The sequence below is a fragment of the Streptomyces rectiverticillatus genome (assembly GCF_013394065.1).
GTDB classification, from domain to species: domain Bacteria; phylum Actinomycetota; class Actinomycetes; order Streptomycetales; family Streptomycetaceae; genus Streptomyces; species Streptomyces rectiverticillatus.
The window spans coordinates 6,403,464-6,422,785 of sequence record NZ_CP040752.1 but is presented as its reverse complement, the minus strand read 5'-3'; the positions used below and the strand labels follow the sequence as shown (position 1 = coordinate 6,422,785).

Annotated in this window: 15 protein-coding genes; 10 read left to right on the top strand and 5 right to left on the bottom strand. The window is 74.9% G+C overall.

The annotated features are described in order from the left end of the window. Window positions 1-20: 20 nt before the first annotated feature. The 3 genes from FGW37_RS27840 to FGW37_RS27830 all read left to right on the top strand — a co-directional run bounded on the left by FGW37_RS27840 (window position 21) and on the right by FGW37_RS27830 (window position 6,570). Window positions 21-1,319 (top strand): glycoside hydrolase 5 family protein, encoded by a 1,299-nt coding sequence (locus FGW37_RS27840; RefSeq protein WP_179083570.1) that lies wholly within the window; start codon window positions 21-23, stop codon window positions 1,317-1,319. Between the two features lie 120 nt (window positions 1,320-1,439). Continuing rightward, complete coding sequence (locus tag FGW37_RS27835; protein WP_246430603.1) at window positions 1,440-3,533, top strand: endo-beta-N-acetylglucosaminidase; 2,094 nt, start codon at window positions 1,440-1,442, stop codon at window positions 3,531-3,533. A gap of 13 nt (window positions 3,534-3,546) precedes the next feature. Continuing rightward, window positions 3,547-6,570, top strand: a complete 3,024-nt coding sequence (locus FGW37_RS27830; RefSeq protein WP_179083568.1) for an alpha-mannosidase — start codon at window positions 3,547-3,549, stop codon at window positions 6,568-6,570. Here FGW37_RS27830 and FGW37_RS27825 read toward each other — a convergent pair. Continuing rightward, the gene (locus FGW37_RS27825; RefSeq protein ID WP_179083567.1) at window positions 6,547-7,662 is read right to left on the bottom strand and encodes an alpha/beta hydrolase; all 1,116 of its coding nucleotides are present in this window, start codon (window positions 7,660-7,662) and stop codon (window positions 6,547-6,549) included. The two genes, FGW37_RS27830 and FGW37_RS27825, sit on opposite strands and share 24 nt — an antisense overlap. 49 nt (window positions 7,663-7,711) lie before the next feature. On the opposite strand from FGW37_RS27825, the gene FGW37_RS27820 reads away from it, so the two are divergent. The 3 genes from FGW37_RS27820 (at window position 7,712) to FGW37_RS27810 (ending at window position 11,961) form a co-directional block, all read left to right on the top strand. Then, window positions 7,712-8,272 carry a DUF1697 domain-containing protein gene (locus tag FGW37_RS27820; RefSeq protein WP_179083566.1) on the top strand — a complete coding sequence of 187 codons (561 nt, stop codon included), beginning with the start codon at window positions 7,712-7,714 and terminating at the stop codon, window positions 8,270-8,272. Window positions 8,273-8,356: 84 nt separating this feature from the next. After that, window positions 8,357-11,092 (top strand): alpha/beta fold hydrolase, encoded by a 2,736-nt coding sequence (locus FGW37_RS27815; RefSeq protein WP_179083565.1) that lies wholly within the window; start codon window positions 8,357-8,359, stop codon window positions 11,090-11,092. A 5-nt stretch (window positions 11,093-11,097) separates the two neighbouring features. Further along, window positions 11,098-11,961, top strand: a complete 864-nt coding sequence (locus tag FGW37_RS27810; RefSeq protein ID WP_425506666.1) for an ABC transporter permease — start codon at window positions 11,098-11,100, stop codon at window positions 11,959-11,961. 294 nt (window positions 11,962-12,255) lie between these two features. Here the strand turns inward: FGW37_RS27810 and FGW37_RS27805 are convergent, their stop codons facing one another. After that, complete coding sequence (locus FGW37_RS27805) at window positions 12,256-13,155, bottom strand: SDR family oxidoreductase (RefSeq protein WP_179083564.1); 900 nt, start codon at window positions 13,153-13,155, stop codon at window positions 12,256-12,258. Next, the gene (locus tag FGW37_RS27800; RefSeq protein ID WP_179083563.1) at window positions 13,152-13,964 is read right to left on the bottom strand and encodes an SDR family oxidoreductase; all 813 of its coding nucleotides are present in this window, start codon (window positions 13,962-13,964) and stop codon (window positions 13,152-13,154) included. The genes FGW37_RS27805 and FGW37_RS27800 overlap by 4 nt, the downstream gene beginning before the upstream one ends. 88 nt (window positions 13,965-14,052) lie before the next feature. On the opposite strand from FGW37_RS27800, the gene FGW37_RS27795 reads away from it, so the two are divergent. From FGW37_RS27795 to FGW37_RS27780, 4 genes are read left to right on the top strand one after another with little or no spacing between them, the layout of a single operon-like run. Next, window positions 14,053-14,838: an enoyl-CoA hydratase family protein gene (locus FGW37_RS27795; RefSeq protein WP_179083562.1), complete on the top strand. Its 786-nt coding sequence runs from the start codon at window positions 14,053-14,055 to the stop codon at window positions 14,836-14,838. A gap of 14 nt (window positions 14,839-14,852) precedes the next feature. Continuing rightward, window positions 14,853-15,701: a CoA transferase subunit A gene (locus FGW37_RS27790; protein ID WP_179084946.1), complete on the top strand. Its 849-nt coding sequence runs from the start codon at window positions 14,853-14,855 to the stop codon at window positions 15,699-15,701. Further along, the gene (locus FGW37_RS27785) at window positions 15,698-16,471 is read left to right on the top strand and encodes a CoA-transferase subunit beta (RefSeq protein ID WP_179083561.1); all 774 of its coding nucleotides are present in this window, start codon (window positions 15,698-15,700) and stop codon (window positions 16,469-16,471) included. The genes FGW37_RS27790 and FGW37_RS27785 overlap by 4 nt, the downstream gene beginning before the upstream one ends. Continuing rightward, the gene (locus tag FGW37_RS27780) at window positions 16,468-17,526 is read left to right on the top strand and encodes an NAD(P)H-dependent flavin oxidoreductase (RefSeq protein WP_179083560.1); all 1,059 of its coding nucleotides are present in this window, start codon (window positions 16,468-16,470) and stop codon (window positions 17,524-17,526) included. The genes FGW37_RS27785 and FGW37_RS27780 overlap by 4 nt, the downstream gene beginning before the upstream one ends. A gap of 3 nt (window positions 17,527-17,529) precedes the next feature. On the opposite strand, the gene FGW37_RS27775 is transcribed toward FGW37_RS27780, so the two are convergent. Both FGW37_RS27775 and FGW37_RS27770 read right to left on the bottom strand, forming a co-directional pair. Then, a complete protein-coding gene (locus FGW37_RS27775; RefSeq protein ID WP_179083559.1) occupies window positions 17,530-18,687 on the bottom strand; it encodes an acetyl-CoA C-acetyltransferase in 1,158 nt (385 codons plus the stop codon). 18 nt (window positions 18,688-18,705) lie between these two features. After that, entirely contained in the window at window positions 18,706-19,320 is a 615-nt protein-coding gene (locus FGW37_RS27770; RefSeq protein WP_179083558.1) for a TetR/AcrR family transcriptional regulator, read from the bottom strand. Between the last annotated feature and the right edge of the window lie 2 nt (window positions 19,321-19,322).

The following is a 19,322-nucleotide window of genomic DNA, read 5'->3' as shown; positions in this document are numbered from 1 at the left end:
AGAAGGGACACCCGCGCCCCATGCGCTTCGGCGTCAACTACACCCCGGCCCGCGGCTGGTTCCACCACTGGCTCGACTTCGACCTGGACGACGTCCGCGCCGACCTGGACTCCGTGGCCGCGCTCGGTCTCGACCACATCCGCGTCTTCCCCCTCTGGCCCCTCTTCCAGCCCAACCGCACCCTGATCCGCCCGCGCGCCGTCGAGCAGCTCGTCCAGCTGGTGGACGCGGCCGGGGAACGCGGGCTCGACGTCAACGTCGACGGGCTGCAGGGACACCTGTCCAGCTTCGACTTCGTCCCGTCCTGGACCACGACCTGGCACCGCCGCAACCTCTTCACCGACCCCGACGTCGTCGACGCCCAGGCCCGGCTCCTCACGGAACTGGCCGCCGCCCTCGCCGACCGGCCCCACTTCCTCGGCATGACGGTCGGCAACGAGGTCAACCAGTTCTCCGGGCCGCCCCACCCCGACCCCGACCGGATCCGGCCCGGCGACGCCGGCGGCTGGCTGCGGCGCATGCTCGCCGCGTGCGAGGAGGGGGCCCCGGGCAGGACGCATCTGCACGCCTCGTACGACGCCGCCTTCCACGACGGAGCGCACCCCTTCACCCCGGCGCACTCGGCACGGCTCGGCGCCATGACCGCCGTGCACTCCTGGGTGTTCAACGGCACCGCGCAGCGGCACGGGCCCGGTGACGTCGCCGAGCGCCACGCCGCCTACCTCGTCGAGCTCTCGAAGGCGTGGGCGGACGACACGGCGCGCCCCGTCTGGCTGCAGGAGGTGGGGGCACCCGCCCCGCACGTTCCGCCCGGCCGCGCCGCCGCCTTCACCGAGGCGACCGTCCGCCACGTCCTGGACTGCCCCGGCGTGTGGGGGGTCACCTGGTGGTGCTCCCACGACGTCGACCGGGCGCTGGCCGACTTCCCCGAGCTGGAGTACGGGCTGGGGCTGCTCACCAACGACCGCGAGGTCAAGCCCGCCGGGGAGGCGTTCGCACGCCTCGCCCGGGAGCACCGGAGCGGCGGGCCGTCCGGGCAGCTGTCCGGTCAGTCCTCCGGGCAGCCGTCCGGGCAGCCGTCCGGACCGTCCGGGTCGCCCGCGCCGCGGCGGACCGCTCTGGTCCTGGACGCGGGAGACGTCGAGGAGGCACCGGGGCGGGCGGTGTGCGCGCCCGGCGGGGCGTTCTTCGAGGCGTGGATGCGGGTCGCCTCCGGCGGAGGGCGGCCGGCGGTGGTGCTGACCCAGCGGGCCGGTGATGCCGCGCACCTGGCTGCGCGGGGCATCACCGAGGTCGTCGGCGTCGACGAGGCGGTCTAGGCGATGCCGCCGCCGTTCCCGACGCGCAACCGGGGCTCCGCTCCGGACCCCGGCCCTCAGTCTCCCCCGGCTACCGCGGGGAGGCGCCCCCGGACCGGCTTGAACAGTGGAGGAGCCACCGTGAATGACCGCCCCGCGCGCCCCACCGGCGTAACGCGCCGGAGAGCCCTCGCCGCCGGCGCCGGCGGCCTCGCAGCCGCCGCCCTGTCCGGCGGGCGAGTGACGGCGGCCCCTGCCCCTCCTCCCGCCCTCCAGCCGTACGCCTCCTACTGGTTCCCCGACAGCCTGCCGGCTGGTTCGCCCGAGCCGGGGGTGGTCTGGCGGAGCCTCGCCTCCTGGGAGCCGGAGGAGGATCCCGACCTGCCGTTCAACCGGGCGGCCGTGCCGCTCGCCGCCCGGTTCGCTCCCCCGCCGCCCAACGGCACCGCCCGCGCCGGCGAGGCCCGCGTCTGCGCGCTCGCCGCCTTCGCCACCACCTCGGGGAACCCCTCGCAGGGTGCGCCGACCGCCGACTGCTACGCGCCGACCAACTGGGCCTACCTCGACGAACTGGTCTTCTGGGGCGGCTCCTCGGGCGAGGGACTGATCCTGGCGCCCAACGCGCCGGTCGTGGACGCCGCCCACCGCAACGGCGTGCCCGTCCTCGGCACGGTGTTCCTGCCGCCCGCGGCCTACGGAGGACAGCTCCGCTGGACGCGGGACCTGGTGCGGCGCGGACCGGACGGCGGCTTCCCGCTGGCCGACCGGCTGATCCGGGTGGCCCGGGCGTACGGCTTCGACGGCTGGTTCGTCAACGCCGAGACCGGCGGGGGCGATGCGCGGCTCGGCGCGGACATGCGCGACTTCATCGCGTACCTGCAGGGGCACGGCGAGGGCTTGCGGGTCACCTGGTACGACGCGATGGCCGTCTCCGGCGGCATCGACTGGCAGAACCGGCTCAACGAGCACAACGCCCCCTTCTTCCAGGCGGCCGGCTCGATGTTCCTGAATTTCAACTGGGACCGCTCCGGGCTCCTCTCCTCCGCCGCGCTCGCGCGCCGGCTGGAGCGCAGCCCGTACGACCTGTGGGCGGGGATCGACGTGGAGGCCCGCGGCTGGGACACCCCGGTGGACTGGGACGCGGTCGTCCCGGCGGCGGGCCCGCACGTCACCTCGTACGGTTTCTACCGCCCCGAGTGGACGTGGAAGAGCCTGCCCGCCGGAGGGCGCGGCCCGGCCGCCTTCCACGCGCGCGACGACCGCTTCTGGTCCGGGCAGGCCCTCGACCCGTCCGCCCCGGAGGCCGGGCCGTGGCGGCCGCCGGCCGCGTCGGTCGCGGACCGGTCCACGCTCACCGCGCTCCCGTTCGCCACGACCTTCAACACCGGTCACGGCCTGGGCTGGTACGAGAAGGGCCGGCGGACGGGCGACTCCGCGTGGAACCACCTGGGGCTGCAGGACCGGCTGCCCGGCCGGCGCTGGACGGTCCGCACGGAGGGCCCGCGGCCCACGGTCGGTTTCGACTTCGCCGACGCCTGGCGGGGCGGCAGCAGCCTGCTCGTCGACGGCAGGCTCACCGGCCCGGCGGCGGTCGAACTGTACGCGGCTCGGCTGCCGTTCGCGCACTCCACGGTGGTCGAGCTGGCCCAGCGCACGGACCCCGGCTCGGGGGCGGTCCGCGTCGAGCTGGCGGTCGCCGTGGACGAGGAGCCGTACGCCTTCCTGCCGGCCGGCACGCTCCGGGCGGGCGGCCGCGGCTGGACCACGGTCACGGTGCGGGCCGGGGCGAAGCTGCGGGGCCGCAAGGGGCGGACGATCCGCTCGCTCGGCATCCGGCTCACCGCCGCGGACGGCGGTGCGGTGCGCTGGCGCCTGGGCGGGCTGGCGGTGCGCGCAGCCGACCCCGCGGCACCCGCCCGGCCGGCACACCCTGCGATCACCGCGGCGCGAGTGGGCGCCGACGGCACGGCCGAGCTGCGCCTGGCGTGGGGAGCCCCCGCCGGAAGCGGAAACGGAAGCGGAAGCGGCCACCGCACCGGCCCCGTACGCCAGTACGAGGTGCGCCAGGCCCTGCCCGGCGGGCGCTTCCGCTTCCTCGGCGGCACCTGCGGGCATGCCTACTACGTCCCGGCGCTGCGTCGTACGGACGGCGAGGCGGCCACCCGCATCGAGGTGCGCGCCGTGGACGAGCTGTACACCGTCTCCGCCCCCGCTCCCGTCACCTTTCGCTGGTAAGGAATCCGACCTGATGCACAACGACCGCACCATCACCGAAGCCCGGCTGAAGCGCGTGCTGAACGAGCGCATCCGGCCGGCCGTGTACCCCGAGTCGGTGCCGCTGTCCGTCACCGTCTGGAACGCACCCGGCGAGCCCGTCCCGGTGGCCGAGGGGATCGCCGCCGGGGGCGCGCCGATCGAGGCCGGTGCGGCGTGGGGGCCGCCGTGGGGCACGAGCTGGTTCACCGTCGCGGGCAGCGTGCCGCAGCACTGGGCGGGCCGTACGGTCGAGGCGCTGCTCGACCTGGGGTTCGACGAGAACATGCCGGGCTTCCAGTGCGAGGGGCTCGTCTACCGGCCGGACGGCTCGCCCGTGAAGGGCCTGAACCCGCGCAACCAGTGGGTCAGGGTCGCCGACCGCGCGGTGGGCGGCGAGGAGGTGCTGTTGCACGTCGAGGCGTCCTCCAACCCGGTCGTCCTCGACTACCACCCCTTCGTGCCGACCGAACTGGGCGACCGGGAGACAGCCGACGGCGAGCCGCGCTACCGGCTGGCGCGCATGGACCTCGCGGTCTTCGACCGGACGGTGTGGGAGCTGGTCCAGGACCTGGAGGTGCTGGAGGGGCTGATGACCGAGCTGCCGGTGGAGTCGCCGCGCCGCTGGGAGATCCTGCGGGCGGTCGAGCGCGCGCTGGACGCGGTTGACCTGCAGGACGTCGGCGGTACGGCGGCCGGGGCGCGCGAGCGGCTCGCGGCCGTCCTGTCCGCGCCCGCGCACGCCTCCGCACACCGGATCAGCGCGGTGGGCCACGCGCACATCGACTCGGCGTGGCTGTGGCCGCTCCGCGAGACGGTGCGCAAGGTCGCCCGCACGACTTCGAACATGACCGCGCTGCTGGAGGACGAGCCGGAGTTCGTCTACGCCATGTCGCAGGCCCAGCAGTTCGCGTGGATCAAGGAGCACCGGCCGGAGGTGTACGCGCGGGTGAAGAAGGCCGTCGCGGACGGCCGGTTCGTGCCGGTGGGCGGCATGTGGGTGGAGTCGGACACGAACATGCCGGGGTCGGAGGCGCTGGCCCGGCAGTTCGTGCACGGCAAGCGCTTCTTCCTGGAGGAGTTCGGGATCGAGACGGAGGAGGTGTGGCTGCCGGACTCCTTCGGCTACTCCGCCGCGCTGCCGCAGCTGGTGAGGCTGGCGGGGGCCAAGTGGTTCCTGACGCAGAAGATCTCGTGGAGCCAGGCCAACAAGTTCCCGCACCACACGTTCTGGTGGGAGGGCCTGGACGGCACCCGCGTCTTCACTCACTTCCCGCCGATCGACACCTACAACGCCCAGCTCTCGGGCGGGGAGCTCGCGCACGCCGTCCGCAACTTCCAGGAGAAGGGCGGGGCCACCCGCTCGCTCGCGCCGACGGGGTGGGGCGACGGGGGCGGCGGGACGACGCGGGAGATGCTGGCGCGGGCGAAGCGGGTGGCGGATCTGGAGGGCTCGGCGCGGGTGGTCTTCGAGAAGCCCTCGGCGTTCTTCGAGAAGGCGCACGCGGAGTACGGCGACGCGCCGGTGTGGGTGGGCGAGCTGTACCTGGAGCTGCACCGGGCGACCCTGACCAGCCAGGCCCGCACCAAGCAGGGCAACCGGCGCAGCGAGCACCTGCTGTACGAGGCGGAGCTGTGGGCGGCGACGGCGGCCGTGCGGACGGGCTTCCCGTATCCGTACGAGGCGCTGGACCGGATCTGGAAGACGGTGCTGCTGCACCAGTTCCACGACATCCTGCCGGGCACGTCGATCGCGTGGGTGCACCGGGAGGCGGCGCAGACGTACGCGGCGGTGGCCGCCGAGCTGGAGCAGATCATCGGGGAGGCGCTGGCGGCGCTCGCGGGTGACGCCTCGGCAGGCGGCACAGTGGTCTTTAACGCGGCGCCGCACGGCCGCGGCGGGGCGGGGGCGAACGCGGCGGTGCTCGCGGGCCGGTTCACCCCCGAGCCGGCCACTGCCGAGCTGCGCGAAGCGGGCGGCTTCGTCCTGCGCAACGGCACGCTGCGCGCCGAGGTCGACGCCCGGGGCCTGGTGGTCTCGGTGTACGACCTGGAGGCGGACCGGGAGACCCTCGCCCCGGGGGCGGCCGCCAACCTGCTGCAGCTGCACCAGGACTTCCCGAACATGTGGGACGCGTGGGACGTGGACCACTTCTACCGCAACACGGTGACCGATCTGACGGACGTCGAGACGCTGGAGCTGACGGACGACGGGGCGGCGGTGCGCGTGGTGCGCACCTTCGGCTCGTCGCGCGTCGAGCAGCGGATCTCCCTCCCCGCGGGCATGCGGCGGCTGGACTTCGCCACGGAGGTGGACTGGCACGAGACGGAGAAGTTCCTCAAGGCCGCCTTCCCGCTCGACGTGCACGCCGACCGTACGGCGGCCGAGACGCAGTTCGGCCACCTGTACCGGCCCACGCACACCAACACCAGCTGGGACGCGGCGAAGTTCGAGGCGTGCGCGCACCGGTTCGTGCATGTCGAGGAGCCGGGCTGGGGCGTGGCGGTCGTCAACGACTCGACGTACGGCTACGACGTGACGCGGACGGTCCGTCCGGGGGACACGGGCACGACCACCACCGTCCGGTTGTCCCTGCTGCGCGCGCCGCGCTTCCCGGACCCGCGCACCGACCAGGGGGTGCACCGCTTCCGGTACGCGCTGGTGCCGAACGCGTCCATCGGCGACGCGGTCCGCGAGGGCTACCGCATCAACCTGCCGGAGCGGCGGGTGCCGGGCAGCACGGGCGTACTGCCGCTGGCCCACGCCGACAACGAGGCCGTCGTCATCACGGCGCTGAAGCTCGCGGACGACGGCAGCGGCGATGTCGTCGTCCGGCTGTACGAGTCGCTCGGCGGCCGGGCCCGCACCCGCCTGAAGGCGCGGTTCCCGCTGGCCTCGGCCACCTTGTGCGACCTGCTGGAGCGGCCGCTGGCCGCGGCGGCGACGGACGGGGACGCCGTACCGCTGGCGCTGCGGCCGTTCCAGGTCGTCACGCTACGGCTGGCGCGGCGGGGCTAGCGCCCGGGCGCCGACGGCGTCCATCAGCATCGGGAAGGAGGCGACGAGCTCCCGCTCCCAGTACGGCCACGTGTGCGTGCCTTCGGAGGCGCACACCGTGGCCGGGATGCGGAGTTCGGTGAGGCGGGCCCGCAGCTGCCGGTTCATGCCGAAGATCGCGCGTTCGACGGCCTCGGTGCCGTGTGCCCCCGGGTCGGTGCAGCGGCCCGGGGAGGGCGGCGGGCCGCCCCACTGCCAGCCCGTCCCGCTGTCGGTACCGTTTCCGTAGGAAACGTACAGGGGCGTCCCGGCGAGGGAGGCGGCCTGGTGGAGGGGGCTGTGGCGCTCCCAGATGCTCCGCTGGCGCACGTCTGCGGGGTCGTCGGTCTCGAAGGGATAGCCGGGCTCCCCCCACACGCGCTTCCAGTCGGCGAGGCAGGAGACGGCGCCGAGCTTGACCGCATCGGGCCCGCTGAAGCCGCCGTCGGGCGACTTGTACAGCATGTTGACGCCGCCGCTGTAGGAGGCGGCCGCCTTGAACATGCCCGGGTGCGCGGCGGCGAACTTCAGCGCGCCCTGACCACCCATGGACAGGCCCGCGACGGCCGCCCGGTCCGTACCGGCGCGGTAGGTACGCTCCAGGAGCGGCCTGAGCTCGCCGAGCAGATAGGTCTCCCAGGCGGGGGCGCCGCCCTTGCCGTAGTTCCACCAGTCGCTGTAGCCGCTGCAGCCGCTGGTCTCCGGCATGACGACGATGACGTCCCGCCCGGCGGCGAGCTCCTCCACGTGCGTGTTGCCGGTCCAGTCCTTGTGGTTTCCGCCGCCGCCGTGCAGCAGCCACAGGGTGGGCCACGTGCGCTGCGCGCTCCGGTCCCAGCCGGCGGGGAGCAGCAGCCGTACCCATCTGGTGTGTGTCAGTCCGTCGATCTCGGGCGACCGGACGGCCACGTCGAGCATCCGGTCGTTGATCCGTACTTCCTGGACGACTTCGGCCAGATCGTCCACGGCGCGGGCCTCACCCGCGCCGCCGGGGCCGGGGACCTGCATCCCCAGCAGAGCCAGGATCAGCACGAGCACCGTCAATGCCCCTCGCGTGCGGGCCTTGCGCACCATGTGACGCCCCCTCACCCTCGGTGATGTCCGTCCACACTACGGTGAGGGTGTGACAACGTATGTGGCGCTGCTGCGCGGTATCAATGTGGGCGGCAAGAAGCGTGTTCCCATGCAGACCCTGCGGGAGCTGCTGTCCGGCATGGGCTGCGGCTCCGTCCGTACGCATCTCAACAGCGGCAACGCCGTGTTCACCCACCCGAGCGCGGGCGCGCAGGACCTGGCCCGCGGGCTCGAGCAGGAGATCGAGCGCGAGCTGGGCTTCCCGGTGGCGTGCATGGTGCGGGATGCGGGTGAGATGCGCCGCATCGTTGACGCCGATCCGTTCGCCGGACGGGATGTCGACCCCGCGCGGTACGTGGTGACGTTCCTGGCCGCCCCCGCCGGCCCGGCGGCCGTCGCGGACCTGGATCCGGCGGCGTACGCGCCGGAGGAGTTCGTCCTGGCCGGGCGCGAGCTGTACGTGCACTACGCGCAGGGGATCCGGGACGCGAAGCTCGCGAAGGTGCTGACGGAGCGGCGCCTGGGCACGGCGGGCACCGGGCGCAATTGGAACACGGTCACCAAGCTGGCCGCCATGGCGCAGGAGACGGAGGCGGCAGCCGGGGAGTGACTCCGGCGCGACCATGACCCGGCCGCCGAGCAGTGAATCCGGCCCGCGGACCAGCCGGACGAGGTCTCCGCTTAGCATGCGGGCATGAAGCTGCGTTTTCCCCGCCTGCGCGGGCGACGGCTCGTCGCCACCGCCGCCGCGGCCGTCGTGCTCGCCGGCGGCGGCACCTGGGCCGTGGCCTCCGGGGCCGGGGACGATCCGCCCGTGCACCGCGAGGACCGCTTCATGTCGGTGCCGGAGACGCCGGGCGCGAGCGGTTCGGTGCGGATCGACACGTCGTTCTTCACCGCGGGCGGGGAGGGCCGCAGGCCGGCCGTCCTGCTCGCGCACGGCTTCGGCGGCAGCAAGGACGACCTGCGCGGCCAGGCCCAGGAGCTGGCGCGCTCCGGGTACGCGGTGCTCACGTGGTCCGCGCGCGGCTTCGGGCGCTCGACCGGGCGGATCGGGCTCAACGACCCGGACCGCGAGGTCGCCGACGTGAGCCGGCTGATCGACTGGCTCGCCGCGCGCCCCGAAGTCGAGCTGGACGGGGACAAGGACCCCAGGGTGGGCATAGCGGGCGGGTCGTACGGCGGCGCGGTCGCGCTGCTGGCGGCCGGTCACGACAAGCGCGTCGACGCGATCGCCCCGCAGGTCACGTACTGGAACCTCGCCGACGCTCTCTTCCCCGAGGGGGTGTTCAAGAAACTCTGGGCCGGGATCTTCTTCACCTCCGGCTCGTCGGCGGCGCCGGGGACCGCGCCGGGGCGCGCGGCGGGCAAAGCCGGTGCGGCCCCGCGCAGCGCAGCCGAGGCCCCCTCCGCAGCCCTCGGCTGCGGGCGGTTCGCGAAGCAGCTGTGCGAGATGTACGAGCGGGTGGCCGTGGCGGGCAAGCCCGACGCGCAGGCCCGGGAGCTGCTGGAGCGCCGCAGCCCCGCCGCGGTCGCCGGCCGTATCAAGGTGCCTGCGCTGCTCGTCCAGGGCCAGACCGACTCGCTCTTCCCGCTGGACCAGTCCGACGCGGCGGCGCAGGCGATCGGCCGCAACGGCGCGCCCGTCGCGGTCGACTGGGCCGCAGGGGGCCACGACTCCGGCTTCGGTGAGGCCGACCGGACGGCGCTGCGCACGCGCGCGTGGTTCGACCGTTACCTCAAGGACGACGACAGCGCGTCCACCGGACCCGCCTTCCGGGTCAGCAGGACGGGCGGCATCGACACCACCGACGGCAAGGCGCAGCTGCGCGGTGCGAGCGGCAGCAGCTATCCGGGTCTGCACAACGACCCGCGGACGGTCGAGCTGTCCGGGCGGAGGCAGTCCTTCGCCAACCCGCCGGGGGCGGCGCCTCCGGCGATCTCCGCCGTGCCCGGGGTCGGGGGTGCGGTCTCGCAGCTGTCCGGGATCGGGCTGGGGGTCTCGCTCGACTTCCCCGGACAGCACGCCCGGTTCGAGTCGGCGCGCCTCACCGAGGGCGTCCGGGTGACGGGCTCCCCGGCGGTGAAAGTGAAGGTCGCCTCCGATACGGGCGAAGCGGTGCTGTTCGCCAAGGTGTACGACGTCGGCCCGAACGGGCAGCAGGTGCTGCCCGCCCAGCTCGTCGCGCCGGTACGGGTCGAGGACGCCAAGGGCGGGCGGACGGTGGAGCTGAAGCTCCCGGCGATCGACCACACCTTCGAGTCCGGCCACCGGATGCGGCTCGTGATCGCCTCGACCGACCTCGGCTACGCCTCGCCGGCCGCGCCCGCCACGTACACCGTCTCCCTGGAGGGCGGACTGAGCGTGCCGACGGCGCCCGAGGTGCGGACGGCTTCGGCCGCGCTGCCCTGGTGGACGTGGGGCCTGCCGCTGGGCGGTGTGCTCGTCGCGGCCGCCGTCCTGCTGACCGGGCGGCAGCGGGTGACCGCGCCGGCGCCGGACCCGGCCCTCTCCGGAGTGCCCCTGCAGATCACCGGTCTGAGCAAGCGGTACGCCAAGTCCGCCGACCGGTACGCCGTGCGGGAGCTGTCCTTCCGGGTCGAACGCGGCCAGGTGCTCGGCCTGCTGGGGCCGAACGGCGCGGGCAAGACCACGACGCTGCGGATGCTCATGGGGCTCATCCGCCCCGACGCGGGCGAGGTGCGGGTCTTCGGGCACGCGGTGCGGCCGGGTGCGCCCGTGCTGTCGCGGGTCGGGGCGTTCGTGGAGGGCGCGGGCTTCCTGCCGCACCTGTCCGGCCGCGCCAACCTCGACCTGTACTGGCAGGCGACGGGCCGGCCGGCCGCCGACGCGCACATCGAGGAGGCCCTGGAGATCGCGGGGCTGGGCCCGGCGCTGGAGCGCGCCGTGCGCACGTACTCGCAGGGCATGCGGCAGCGGCTGGCCATCGCCCAGGCCATGCTGGGGCTGCCGGACCTGCTGATCCTGGACGAGCCGACCAACGGGCTGGACCCGCCGCAGATCCGGGAGATGCGCGAGGTGATGATCCGTTACGCGGCCGGCGGCCGTACCGTCATCGTCTCCAGCCACCTCCTCTCCGAGGTCGAACAGAGCTGCACACACCTGGTGGTCATGGACCGGGGCAGGCTGGTGACCGCCGGACCGGTCGGGGACATCGTCGGCGCGGGCGACACGCTGCTGGTCGGCGTCGAGGGCGAGGTGTCGGAGGTGACGGCGGAGAAGGTGGCCGCGCTGCCGGGGGTGGCCTCGGCGGTACGGGCCGAGGAGGGCCTGCTGGTCCGGCTGGGCGGCGCGAGCGCGCCGCAGCTGCTGGCCGAGCTGGTCCGGCTGGAGATCCCGGTGGCGAGCGTGGGTCCGCACCGCCGCCTGGAGGACGCGTTCCTGACCCTGATCGGAGGCCCGTCGTGAGCGCAGTGGGGCACGTGGAAAGGGCCGGCGAGTCCGCTCCCGGCTACCGGGCGCGGCACACCCTGCCGCTGCGCGTCGAGGCGATGCGGCAGCTGCGGCGGCGCCGGACGCTGGTGGTCGGAGCGGTGCTCGCGGTCCTGCCGTTCGTGCTGATCGCGGCGTTCGCGATCGGAGGGCAGCCGAGCGGGCGGAACGGGCGGGTGACGCTCATCGACACCGCCACGGCGTCCGGGGTGAACTTCACCGCGACGTGCCTGTTCGTCTCGGCGGGCTTCCTGCTCGTGGTGCCGGTCGCGCTGTTCTGCGGCGACACGGTGGCGTCCGAGGCCGGCTGGTCCTCGCTGCGCTACCTGCTCGCGGCGCCGGTGCCGCGGACCCGGCTGCTGGTCAGCAAGCTGACGGTGGCGCTGGCGTTCAGCGCGGCGGCGATGGTGCTGCTGCCGGTGGTGGCACTGGCGGCGGGCACGGCCGCGTACGGCTGGGGGCCGCTGCAGATCCCGACGGGCGGCTCGCTGCCGGGCACCACCGCCGTGGGGCGGCTCGCGATCGTCGTGGCCTTCGTCTTCGTGGGCCAGCTGGTGACGGCGGGGCTGGCGTTCTGGCTGTCGACGGTCACGGACGCGCCGCTGGGCGCGGTGGGCGGTGCGGTGGGCCTGACGATCGTCGGCAACGTCCTGGACGCCGTGACGGCGCTGGGCCACTGGCGGGACTTCCTGCCGGCCCACTGGCAGTTCGCGTGGGCGGACGCGTTGCAGCCGCGGCTGGAGTGGGGCGGGATGATCAAGGGCACGGCGGTGTCGGTGGCGTACGCGCTGGTGCTGTTCGCCCTGGCGTTCCGCCACTTCCGGGGGAAGGACGTGGTGTCCTGACGGACGGTGGGACGGTCCGGGGCGGGTGGATTCGGCCGGTCCGGCGCCGCCGGATTCCCGTGGGGTGCGCTGCCACGGCCGGAGGCCGGCTGGGCACCGCCGGATTCCCTGGTGGGGGCCGCGCGCCGTCGCGGCGGGGGATGAGGCCCCGGACCCGCCCTTTCACCGTTTCCCCGGGGGCAGGCCCCCGGCCCCCGGAGGGGCCCGGGAGGCCGGGGAGCCGGGGCCCGGGGCTCTCTCCCGCCGCGACGGTGCGCAACCACCGTCTGCGCATCCGGCGGTGCCGAGCCGGCCTCAGCCCGGGCTCCCCGCCCCGTACACCGCCCCCGGCGCCCGCGCCCCCGCCAGCAGTCCCCGGACCGCCTCCCCCGCTTCCTTCGGGGTCCAGCGGTCGCCCTTGTCGGTGACGGGGCCCGGGTGCCAGCCCTCCATGACGGTGATGCGGCCCGCCTCCGCGGCGAAGACCTGGCCGGTGACGCCGGCCGAGTGTGCCGAGCCGAGCCAGACCACGAGCGGGGAGACGTTGGCGGGGGCCATGGCGTCGAAGCCGTGTTCCGGCGCGGCCATCGTCGCCGCGAAGGTCCGCTCGGTCATCCTGGTGCGGGCGGCGGGGGCGACGGCGTTGGCCTGGACGCCGTAGCGGGCCAGCTCGGCGGCGGCGACGAGGGTCAGGGCGACGATGCCGGCCTTCGCGGCGGCGTAGTTGGCCTGACCGACGCTCCCCAGCAGCCCCGCCCCCGACGTCGTGTTGACCACCCGCGCACACGGCTCGCGCCCGGCCTTGGCCTGCGCCCGCCAGTGCGCGGCGGCGTGCCGCAGCGGCAGGAAGTGGCCCTTGAGGTGGACGGCGACGACGGCGTCCCAGTCGTCCTCGCCGAGGTTGACGAGCATCCGGTCGCGCAGGACGCCCGCGTTGTTGACGAGCGTGTCGAGCCGGCCGTAGGCGTCGAGTGCGGTGGCGACGAGGGCGGCCGCACCTTCGTCCGTGGAGACGTCGCCGCTGTGCACGACGGCTTCGCCGCCCCGCTCGCGGATCTCACCGGCGACGCGGCGCGCCTCGGCGGCCGAGGTCCCCGGCAGTTCGTTCACGACGACCCGTGCGCCTTCGGCCGCGAGGGCGAGTGCGTGGGCCCGGCCCAGGCCGCGGCCGGCGCCGGTGACGGCGGCGACGCGTCCGGCGCAGATTCCGCTCATGTCGGGGGCTCCTCGTGGTTGACGGTGGCGGCGGAGAGGAACGCGGGCCGCTCGCCGCCGCCGTGGACGAGCAGGTCGGCGCCGGTGATGTGGGCGGCGTCGGCGGAGGCGAGGAAGACGGCGGCGGCACCGACCTCGTCGGGCTCGGCGAGCCGCCCCGCGGGTACGGTGCGGGCGACGGCGGCGAGGCCGTCGGCGTCCCCGTAGTGGAGATGGGCGGATTCGGTGCGCACCATGCCGGGGACGAGGGTGTTGACGCGGACGGCGGGGGCCCATTCGATGGCCATGGTGCGGGCGAGGCTGTGCAGTCCGGCCTTGGCGGCGCCGTAGGCGGCGGTGCCCGGCGAGGGGCGGGTGCCGCTCACGCTGCCGACCATCAGGATGCAACCGCCGTCCGGCCGTGCGCGCAGCAGGGGGTACGCGGCGAGCGACGCGGTCAGCGGTGCGACGAGGTTGAGGCCGATGACGCGTGCGTGGCGTTCCGCACCGGCCGCGCCGAGCAGCCGGAAGGGCGTGCCGCCCGCGTTGTTCACGAGGACGTCCAGGCGCCCGTACTCGTCCGCCATCCGCTCGAAGAGGGCGGTGACGGCGGCCGGGTCGCGCAGGTCCGCGGGGAGGTGGCGGGCGGTGCGCCCGGCCGCCGTGACGGGCCGGTCCGGCGGGCGGCGGGCGCAGACGACGACGTGTGCGCCGGTGCGCAGGAAGGCGCGGGCGATCCCCGCCCCCACACCGCGCGTGCCGCCGGTGACGACGACGGTGCGCGGCTCCGCACCGTCCGGTCCCGCCTCCGCCTCCGTACCGCCCGGCATCGTGCCACCTCCCGCGGCGGGTCGTCCGCTGCTACCGTGAACGGGCGCCGCCTAACAAACGTTTGGTGGAAAGGTAGCGGATCCTCCGATGAGTGTCTCCACCTCGCGCCCCGAACCGGCCGTCGCCGTCGTCACCGTGGACTTCCCGCCCGTCAACGCCCTGCCCGTGCAGGGCTGGTACGACCTGGCGGGAGCGGTCGGCGCGGCCGGCGCCGACCCCGCGGTCCGCTGTGTCGTGCTGACCGCCGCCGGGCGCGGCTTCAACGCCGGCGTGGACCTCAAGGAGATCCGGGACTCGCCCGGCCACGAGGCCCTGATCGGCGCCAACCACGCCTGCGCGGCGGCCTTCTCCGCGGTCTACGACTGCCAGGTGCCGGTGATCGCCGCCGTGCACGGCTTCTGCCTGGGCGGGGGCGTCGGCCTGGCCGGCAACGCCGACGCCGTCGTCGCCTCCGAGGACGCCGCGTTCGGCCTGCCGGAGCTGGACCGGGGCGCGCTCGGCGCCGCCACGCACCTGGCCAGGCTCGTCCCGCAGCACCTGATGCGCACGCTCTACTTCACCTCGCGCACGGTCACCGCGCAGGAGCTGTACCGGCACGGGTCCGTCTGGCGCGTCGTGCCGCGCGACAGGCTCCGCGCGGCGGCCCTGGAGCTGGCCGGGGAGATCGCCGCCAAGGACGGGTCGCTGCTGCGCCTGGCGAAGTCCGCGCTCAACGGCATCGACCCGGTGGACGTGCACCGCAGCTACCGCTACGAGCAGGGCTTCACCTTCGAGGCGGGCCTGTGCGGCGTCGGCGACCGCCTCCGCGAGGCGTTCGGCTCCGGCGGCGACCGGAAGGGACCGGAGGGGCGGAAGGGGCGGGAGGAACCGTGAACGGCGACAAGACGATGACCGCCGACGAGGCGGTGGCGCACCTGGAGAGCGGGATGACCGTCGGCATCGGCGGCTGGGGCTCCCGGCGCAAGCCGATGGCCCTGGTCAGGGCCATGCTGCGCGCGGACGTCCGCGACCTGACCGTCGTCTCCTACGGCGGCCCGGACGTCGGCCTGCTGGTGGCCGCCGGCCGGGTCCGCAAGCTCGTCGCGGCCTTCGCGACGCTCGACTCGATCCCGCTCGAACCGCACTTCCGCGCCGCCCGGCAGCGCGGGGACGTCGAACTCGTCGAGCTGGACGAGGCGATGTTCATGTGGGGGCTGACGGCCGCGGCGCACCGGCTGCCGTTCATGCCGGTACGCGCGGGCCTCGGCTCGGACGTCATGACCGTCAACCCCTCCCTGCGCACGGTGACGTCGCCCTACGAAGACGGGGAGGAGCTCGTCGCCGTCCCGGCGCTCACGCTGGACGCGGCGCTCGTGCACCTCAACCGGGCGGACGCGCGCGGCAACGCCCAGTACCTGGGCCCGGACCCGTACTTCGACGACCTGTTCTGCGAGGCGGCGCGCGAGGCGTACGTCTCCTGCGAACGGCTGGTCGACAGCGCCGGGTTCGCCGAGGGCGGCGGCCCGCAGACGCTGCTCGTGCAGCGGAGCTGCGTCAACGGCGTCATCGAGGCGCCGGGCGGAGCGCACTTCACCTCCTGCGTGCCGGACTACGACCGGGACGAGGCGTTCCAGGCCGCGTACGCCGCGGCGGCGGCCGGACCGGGGACCTGGCGGCAGTTCGCCGACCGCTTCCTGTCGGGGGACGAGGACGCCTACCGCGCCGCCGTCCAAGGCTTCGCCGAGGGCGCGGCGTGAGCGCCGGGCGGGCCGAGGCGAGCGCCGGGCGGGCCGAGGTGTGCGTCGTGGCGTGTGCGGAGGCGTGGCGCGGCGACGGGGAGATCCTGGCGAGCCCGATGGGGGTGGTCCCGACCGTCGGGGCGCGGCTCGCGCGGCTCACCTTCGCCCCGGACCTGCTGCTCACGGACGGGGAGGCGCTGCTGATGGCCGACGTGCCCGCGCTGGGTGCGAAGCCGCGGGCGGTCGAGGGGTGGCTGCCGTTCCGGCGGCACCTGGCCGTGGTCGCGGGCGGGCGGCGGCACGTGATGATGGGGGCGGCCCAGCTCGACCGGCACGGCAACCAGAACATCTCCTGCGTCGGCGACTGGCAGCGGCCCGGCCGGCAGCTGCTCGGCGTGCGCGGGGCACCTGCCAACACCCTGAACGGTCCGACGAGTTACTGGATCCCGCGGCACTCCCCGCGCGTCCTGGTCGAGAAGGTCGACATGGTCAGCGGCGTCGGCTACGACCGGGCGGCGGCTGCGGGGCCGTCGGCGACGCGCTTCCACCGTATCCCTTGCGTGGTCACCGACCTGGCCGTCCTCGACTTCGAGACGCCGGACCGCACGATGCGGGTCCGCTCCCTGCACCCGGGCGTGACGGCCGCCGAGCTGCGGGCGGCCACCGGGTTCCCCCTGGAGGTCCCCCGGGACGTGCCGCGCACCCGCCCGCCCTCCGCCGAGGAGCTGCGGCTGATCCGTGAGGTCATCGACCCGGACGGGCTGCGCGCGCGGGAGGTACGGGGGTGAGGACGGCCCTGACCGACCTGGTGGGCGTGCGGCACCCGCTCGTCCAGACCGGTATGGGCTGGGTGGCGGGCCCGCGCCTGGTGTCGGCCGTGGCGGAGGCGGGCGCGCTCGGCGTCCTGGGCTCGGCCACGATGACGCCCGACGGGCTCAGGGCCGCCATCAGGAAGGTGCGCTCCCGCACCCGGCAGCCGTTCGGGGTCAACCTGCGGGCGGACGCGGGCGACGCCCGCGAGCGCGTGGACATCCTGATCGAGGAGGGCGTGCGGGTCGCGTCGTTCGCGCTCGCCCCGTCCCGGGAGCTGATCGCCCGCCTGAAGGACGCCGGGGTAGTGGTCGTCCCGTCGGTGGGGGCGCGGCGGCACGCCGAGAAGGTGGCCGCCTGGGGCGCGGATGCGGTCGTGGTGCAGGGCGCGGAGGGCGGTGGCCACACGGGGGAGGTCGCGACGTCGGTCCTGCTGCCGCAGGTGGTGGACGCGGTGGGCATCCCGGTCGTCGCGGCGGGCGGCTTCCGCGACGGGCGCGGGCTGGTGGCGGCCCTGGCGTTCGGCGCGGCGGGGGTCGCCATGGGCACGCGCTTCCTGCTGACCGCGGACAGCACGGTGCCCGGCGCGGTGAAGGCGGCGTACCTCGCGGCGACGGTGCGGGACGTCACGGTCACGACGAAGGTCGACGGACTCCCCCACCGGATGCTGCGCACGCCCTTCGTCGCGGGACTGGAGCGCTCGGGGCGGCTCGGCGGGCTCGTCCGGTCGCTGCGGCACGCGGCGGCCTTCCGGGCGCTGTCGGGGACCGGCTGGGCGGCGATGGTGCGCGACGGCCTGGCGATGTGCCACGGACGCGAGCTGACGTGGAGTCAGGTGCTGATGGCGGCGAACACGCCGGTGCTGCTGCGGGCCGCGATGGTGGACGGCCGCACGGATGTGGGGGTGATGGCCTCGGGGCAGGTCGCCGGTGTCATCGACGACCTGCCGACGTGCGCCGAGCTGGTCGGGCGCGTGATGGCGGAGGCGGAGGAGGTGCTGGCGGCGCTCGGGGGGCACGGAGGCGCCCCGTAGCCCTCACAGCCTTTCGATGACCGTCACGTTGGCCTGCCCGCCGCCCTCGCACATCGTCTGCAGGCCGTAGCGGCCTCCCGTGCGCTCGAGTTCGTGCAGGAGCGTGGTCATCAGCTTCGCGCCGGTCGCGCCCAGGGGGTGGCCCAGGGCGATGGCGCCGCCGTTGACGTTGACCTTCTCCGGGTCGGCGCCGGTCTCCTGCAGCCAGGCCAGGACGACGGAGGCGAAGGCCTCGTTGATCTCGACGAGGTCGATGTCCGCCATCGTCAGACCGGCCTTCTTCAGCGCGTGGGCGGTCGCCGGGATGGGCGCCGTCAGCATGCGGACCGGGTCCTCGCCGCGTACGGACAGGTGGTGGACGCGGGCGCGCGGGGTCAGCCCGTGGTCGCGCACGGCGCGCTCGCTCGCGAGCAGCAGGGCCGCCGCCCCGTCGGATATCTGGGAGGAGAGGGCGGCCGTCAGCCTGCCGCCGTCCACCACCGGCTTCAGCGCGGCCATCTTCTCCAAAGAGGTGTCCGGGCGGGGCCCTTCGTCGGCCGTCAGCCCGCCGCAGGGGGCGAGTTCGCGGTCGAAGCGGCCCTCGTCGGCGGCGCGCACGGCCCTTCGGTGCGAGCGCAGCGCGTACTCCTCCATGGCGGTGCGCGTGATGCCCCACTGCCGGGCGATGAGCTCGGCTCCGTGGAACTGGCTGACGGGCCGGTCGCCGTAGCGCGCCCGCCAGCCCTCCGAGCCGGCGAAGGGGCCCTCGGTGAGGCCGAGCGGGACGGCCGCGCGGTGGACGGCGTAGGCGATCGGGATCTGCGACATGTTCTGGACGCCGCCCGCGACGACGAGGTCCTGGGTGCCGGAGAGGACGGCCTGGGCGGCGAAGTGGACGGCCTGCTGGCCGGAGCCGCACTGCCGGTCGACGGTGACGCCGGGGACCTCCTCGGGCAGCCCGGCGGCCAGCCAGCTCGTCCGGGCGATGTCCCCGGCCTGCGGGCCGACGGCGTCGAGGCAGCCGAGGACGACGTCCTCGACGGCGGCCGGGTCGACGCCCGTGCGCGCCATCAGGGCGCGCAGGACGTGCGCGCCGAGGTCGGCGGGGTGGACGGCGGAGAGCCCGCCTCCGCGCCGGCCGACAGGGGTGCGGACCGCTCCGACGATATAGGCCTCGGCCATGGCTGCTCCTCCAACCGGTCACTCCCGCACGGCGATGCCGTCCAGGACCATCGACAGATACTGACGGGCGATCTCCTCCGCCGGGAGCCGTCCTCCCGGCCGGTACCAGGACGCGGCGACCCAGACGGTGTCGCGCAGGAACCGGTAGGCGAGGCGGGCGTCCAGGTCGGCGCGGAAGGCGCCCTCGGCGGCGCCGCGCTCGATCGTGCCGAGCCACACCTCCTCGAACCTGCGCTGCGACTCGGCGAGGTAGCCGAAGCGCGGCTGACCTGCGAGGTGCCGGGACTCCTTCTGGTAGATGGCGACGGCGGGGCGGTGCCGGTCGATCTCCCGGAAGGACTCGGCCACCAGGGCCTCCAGGGTCGCGCGGGGCCCGAGCCCGGCGGCGAGCACGGCGTCGTAGCCGGCCCACAGCTCGTCGAGGAAGGCGGAGAGGATCTCGTCCAGCATCGACTCCTTGGAGTCGAAGTGGTAGTAGAGGCTGCCCGCCAGCAGCCCCGCCTCCTCGGCGATCCGGCGCACGGTGGTGGCGTTGTAGCCCTGCGCGGCGAACACCTCGGCGGCGGTCGCGAGGAGCTCTCCGCGCCGCTCGGGCGCGGGCCGCTCGGTGGTGGTCTTCTTGCTGTTCGGCACGG

What these genes read in the sequence shown, in the direction of transcription:
- FGW37_RS27815 (WP_179083565.1), top strand. Translation starts at nt 8,357, where the DNA reads ATGAAGCTGCGTTTTCCCCGCCTGCGCGGGCGACGGCTCGTCGCCACC.
- FGW37_RS27800 (WP_179083563.1), bottom strand. Translation starts at nt 13,964, where the DNA reads ATGCCGGGCGGTACGGAGGCGGAGGCGGGACCGGACGGTGCGGAGCCG.
- FGW37_RS27840 (WP_179083570.1), top strand. Translation starts at nt 21, where the DNA reads ATGCGCTTCGGCGTCAACTACACCCCGGCCCGCGGCTGGTTCCACCAC.
- FGW37_RS27775 (WP_179083559.1), bottom strand. Translation starts at nt 18,687, where the DNA reads ATGGCCGAGGCCTATATCGTCGGAGCGGTCCGCACCCCTGTCGGCCGG.
- FGW37_RS27790 (WP_179084946.1), top strand. Translation starts at nt 14,853, where the DNA reads ATGACCGCCGACGAGGCGGTGGCGCACCTGGAGAGCGGGATGACCGTC.
- FGW37_RS27805 (WP_179083564.1), bottom strand. Translation starts at nt 13,155, where the DNA reads ATGAGCGGAATCTGCGCCGGACGCGTCGCCGCCGTCACCGGCGCCGGC.
- FGW37_RS27795 (WP_179083562.1), top strand. Translation starts at nt 14,053, where the DNA reads ATGAGTGTCTCCACCTCGCGCCCCGAACCGGCCGTCGCCGTCGTCACC.
- FGW37_RS27825 (WP_179083567.1), bottom strand. Translation starts at nt 7,662, where the DNA reads ATGGTGCGCAAGGCCCGCACGCGAGGGGCATTGACGGTGCTCGTGCTG.
- FGW37_RS27830 (WP_179083568.1), top strand. Translation starts at nt 3,547, where the DNA reads ATGCACAACGACCGCACCATCACCGAAGCCCGGCTGAAGCGCGTGCTG.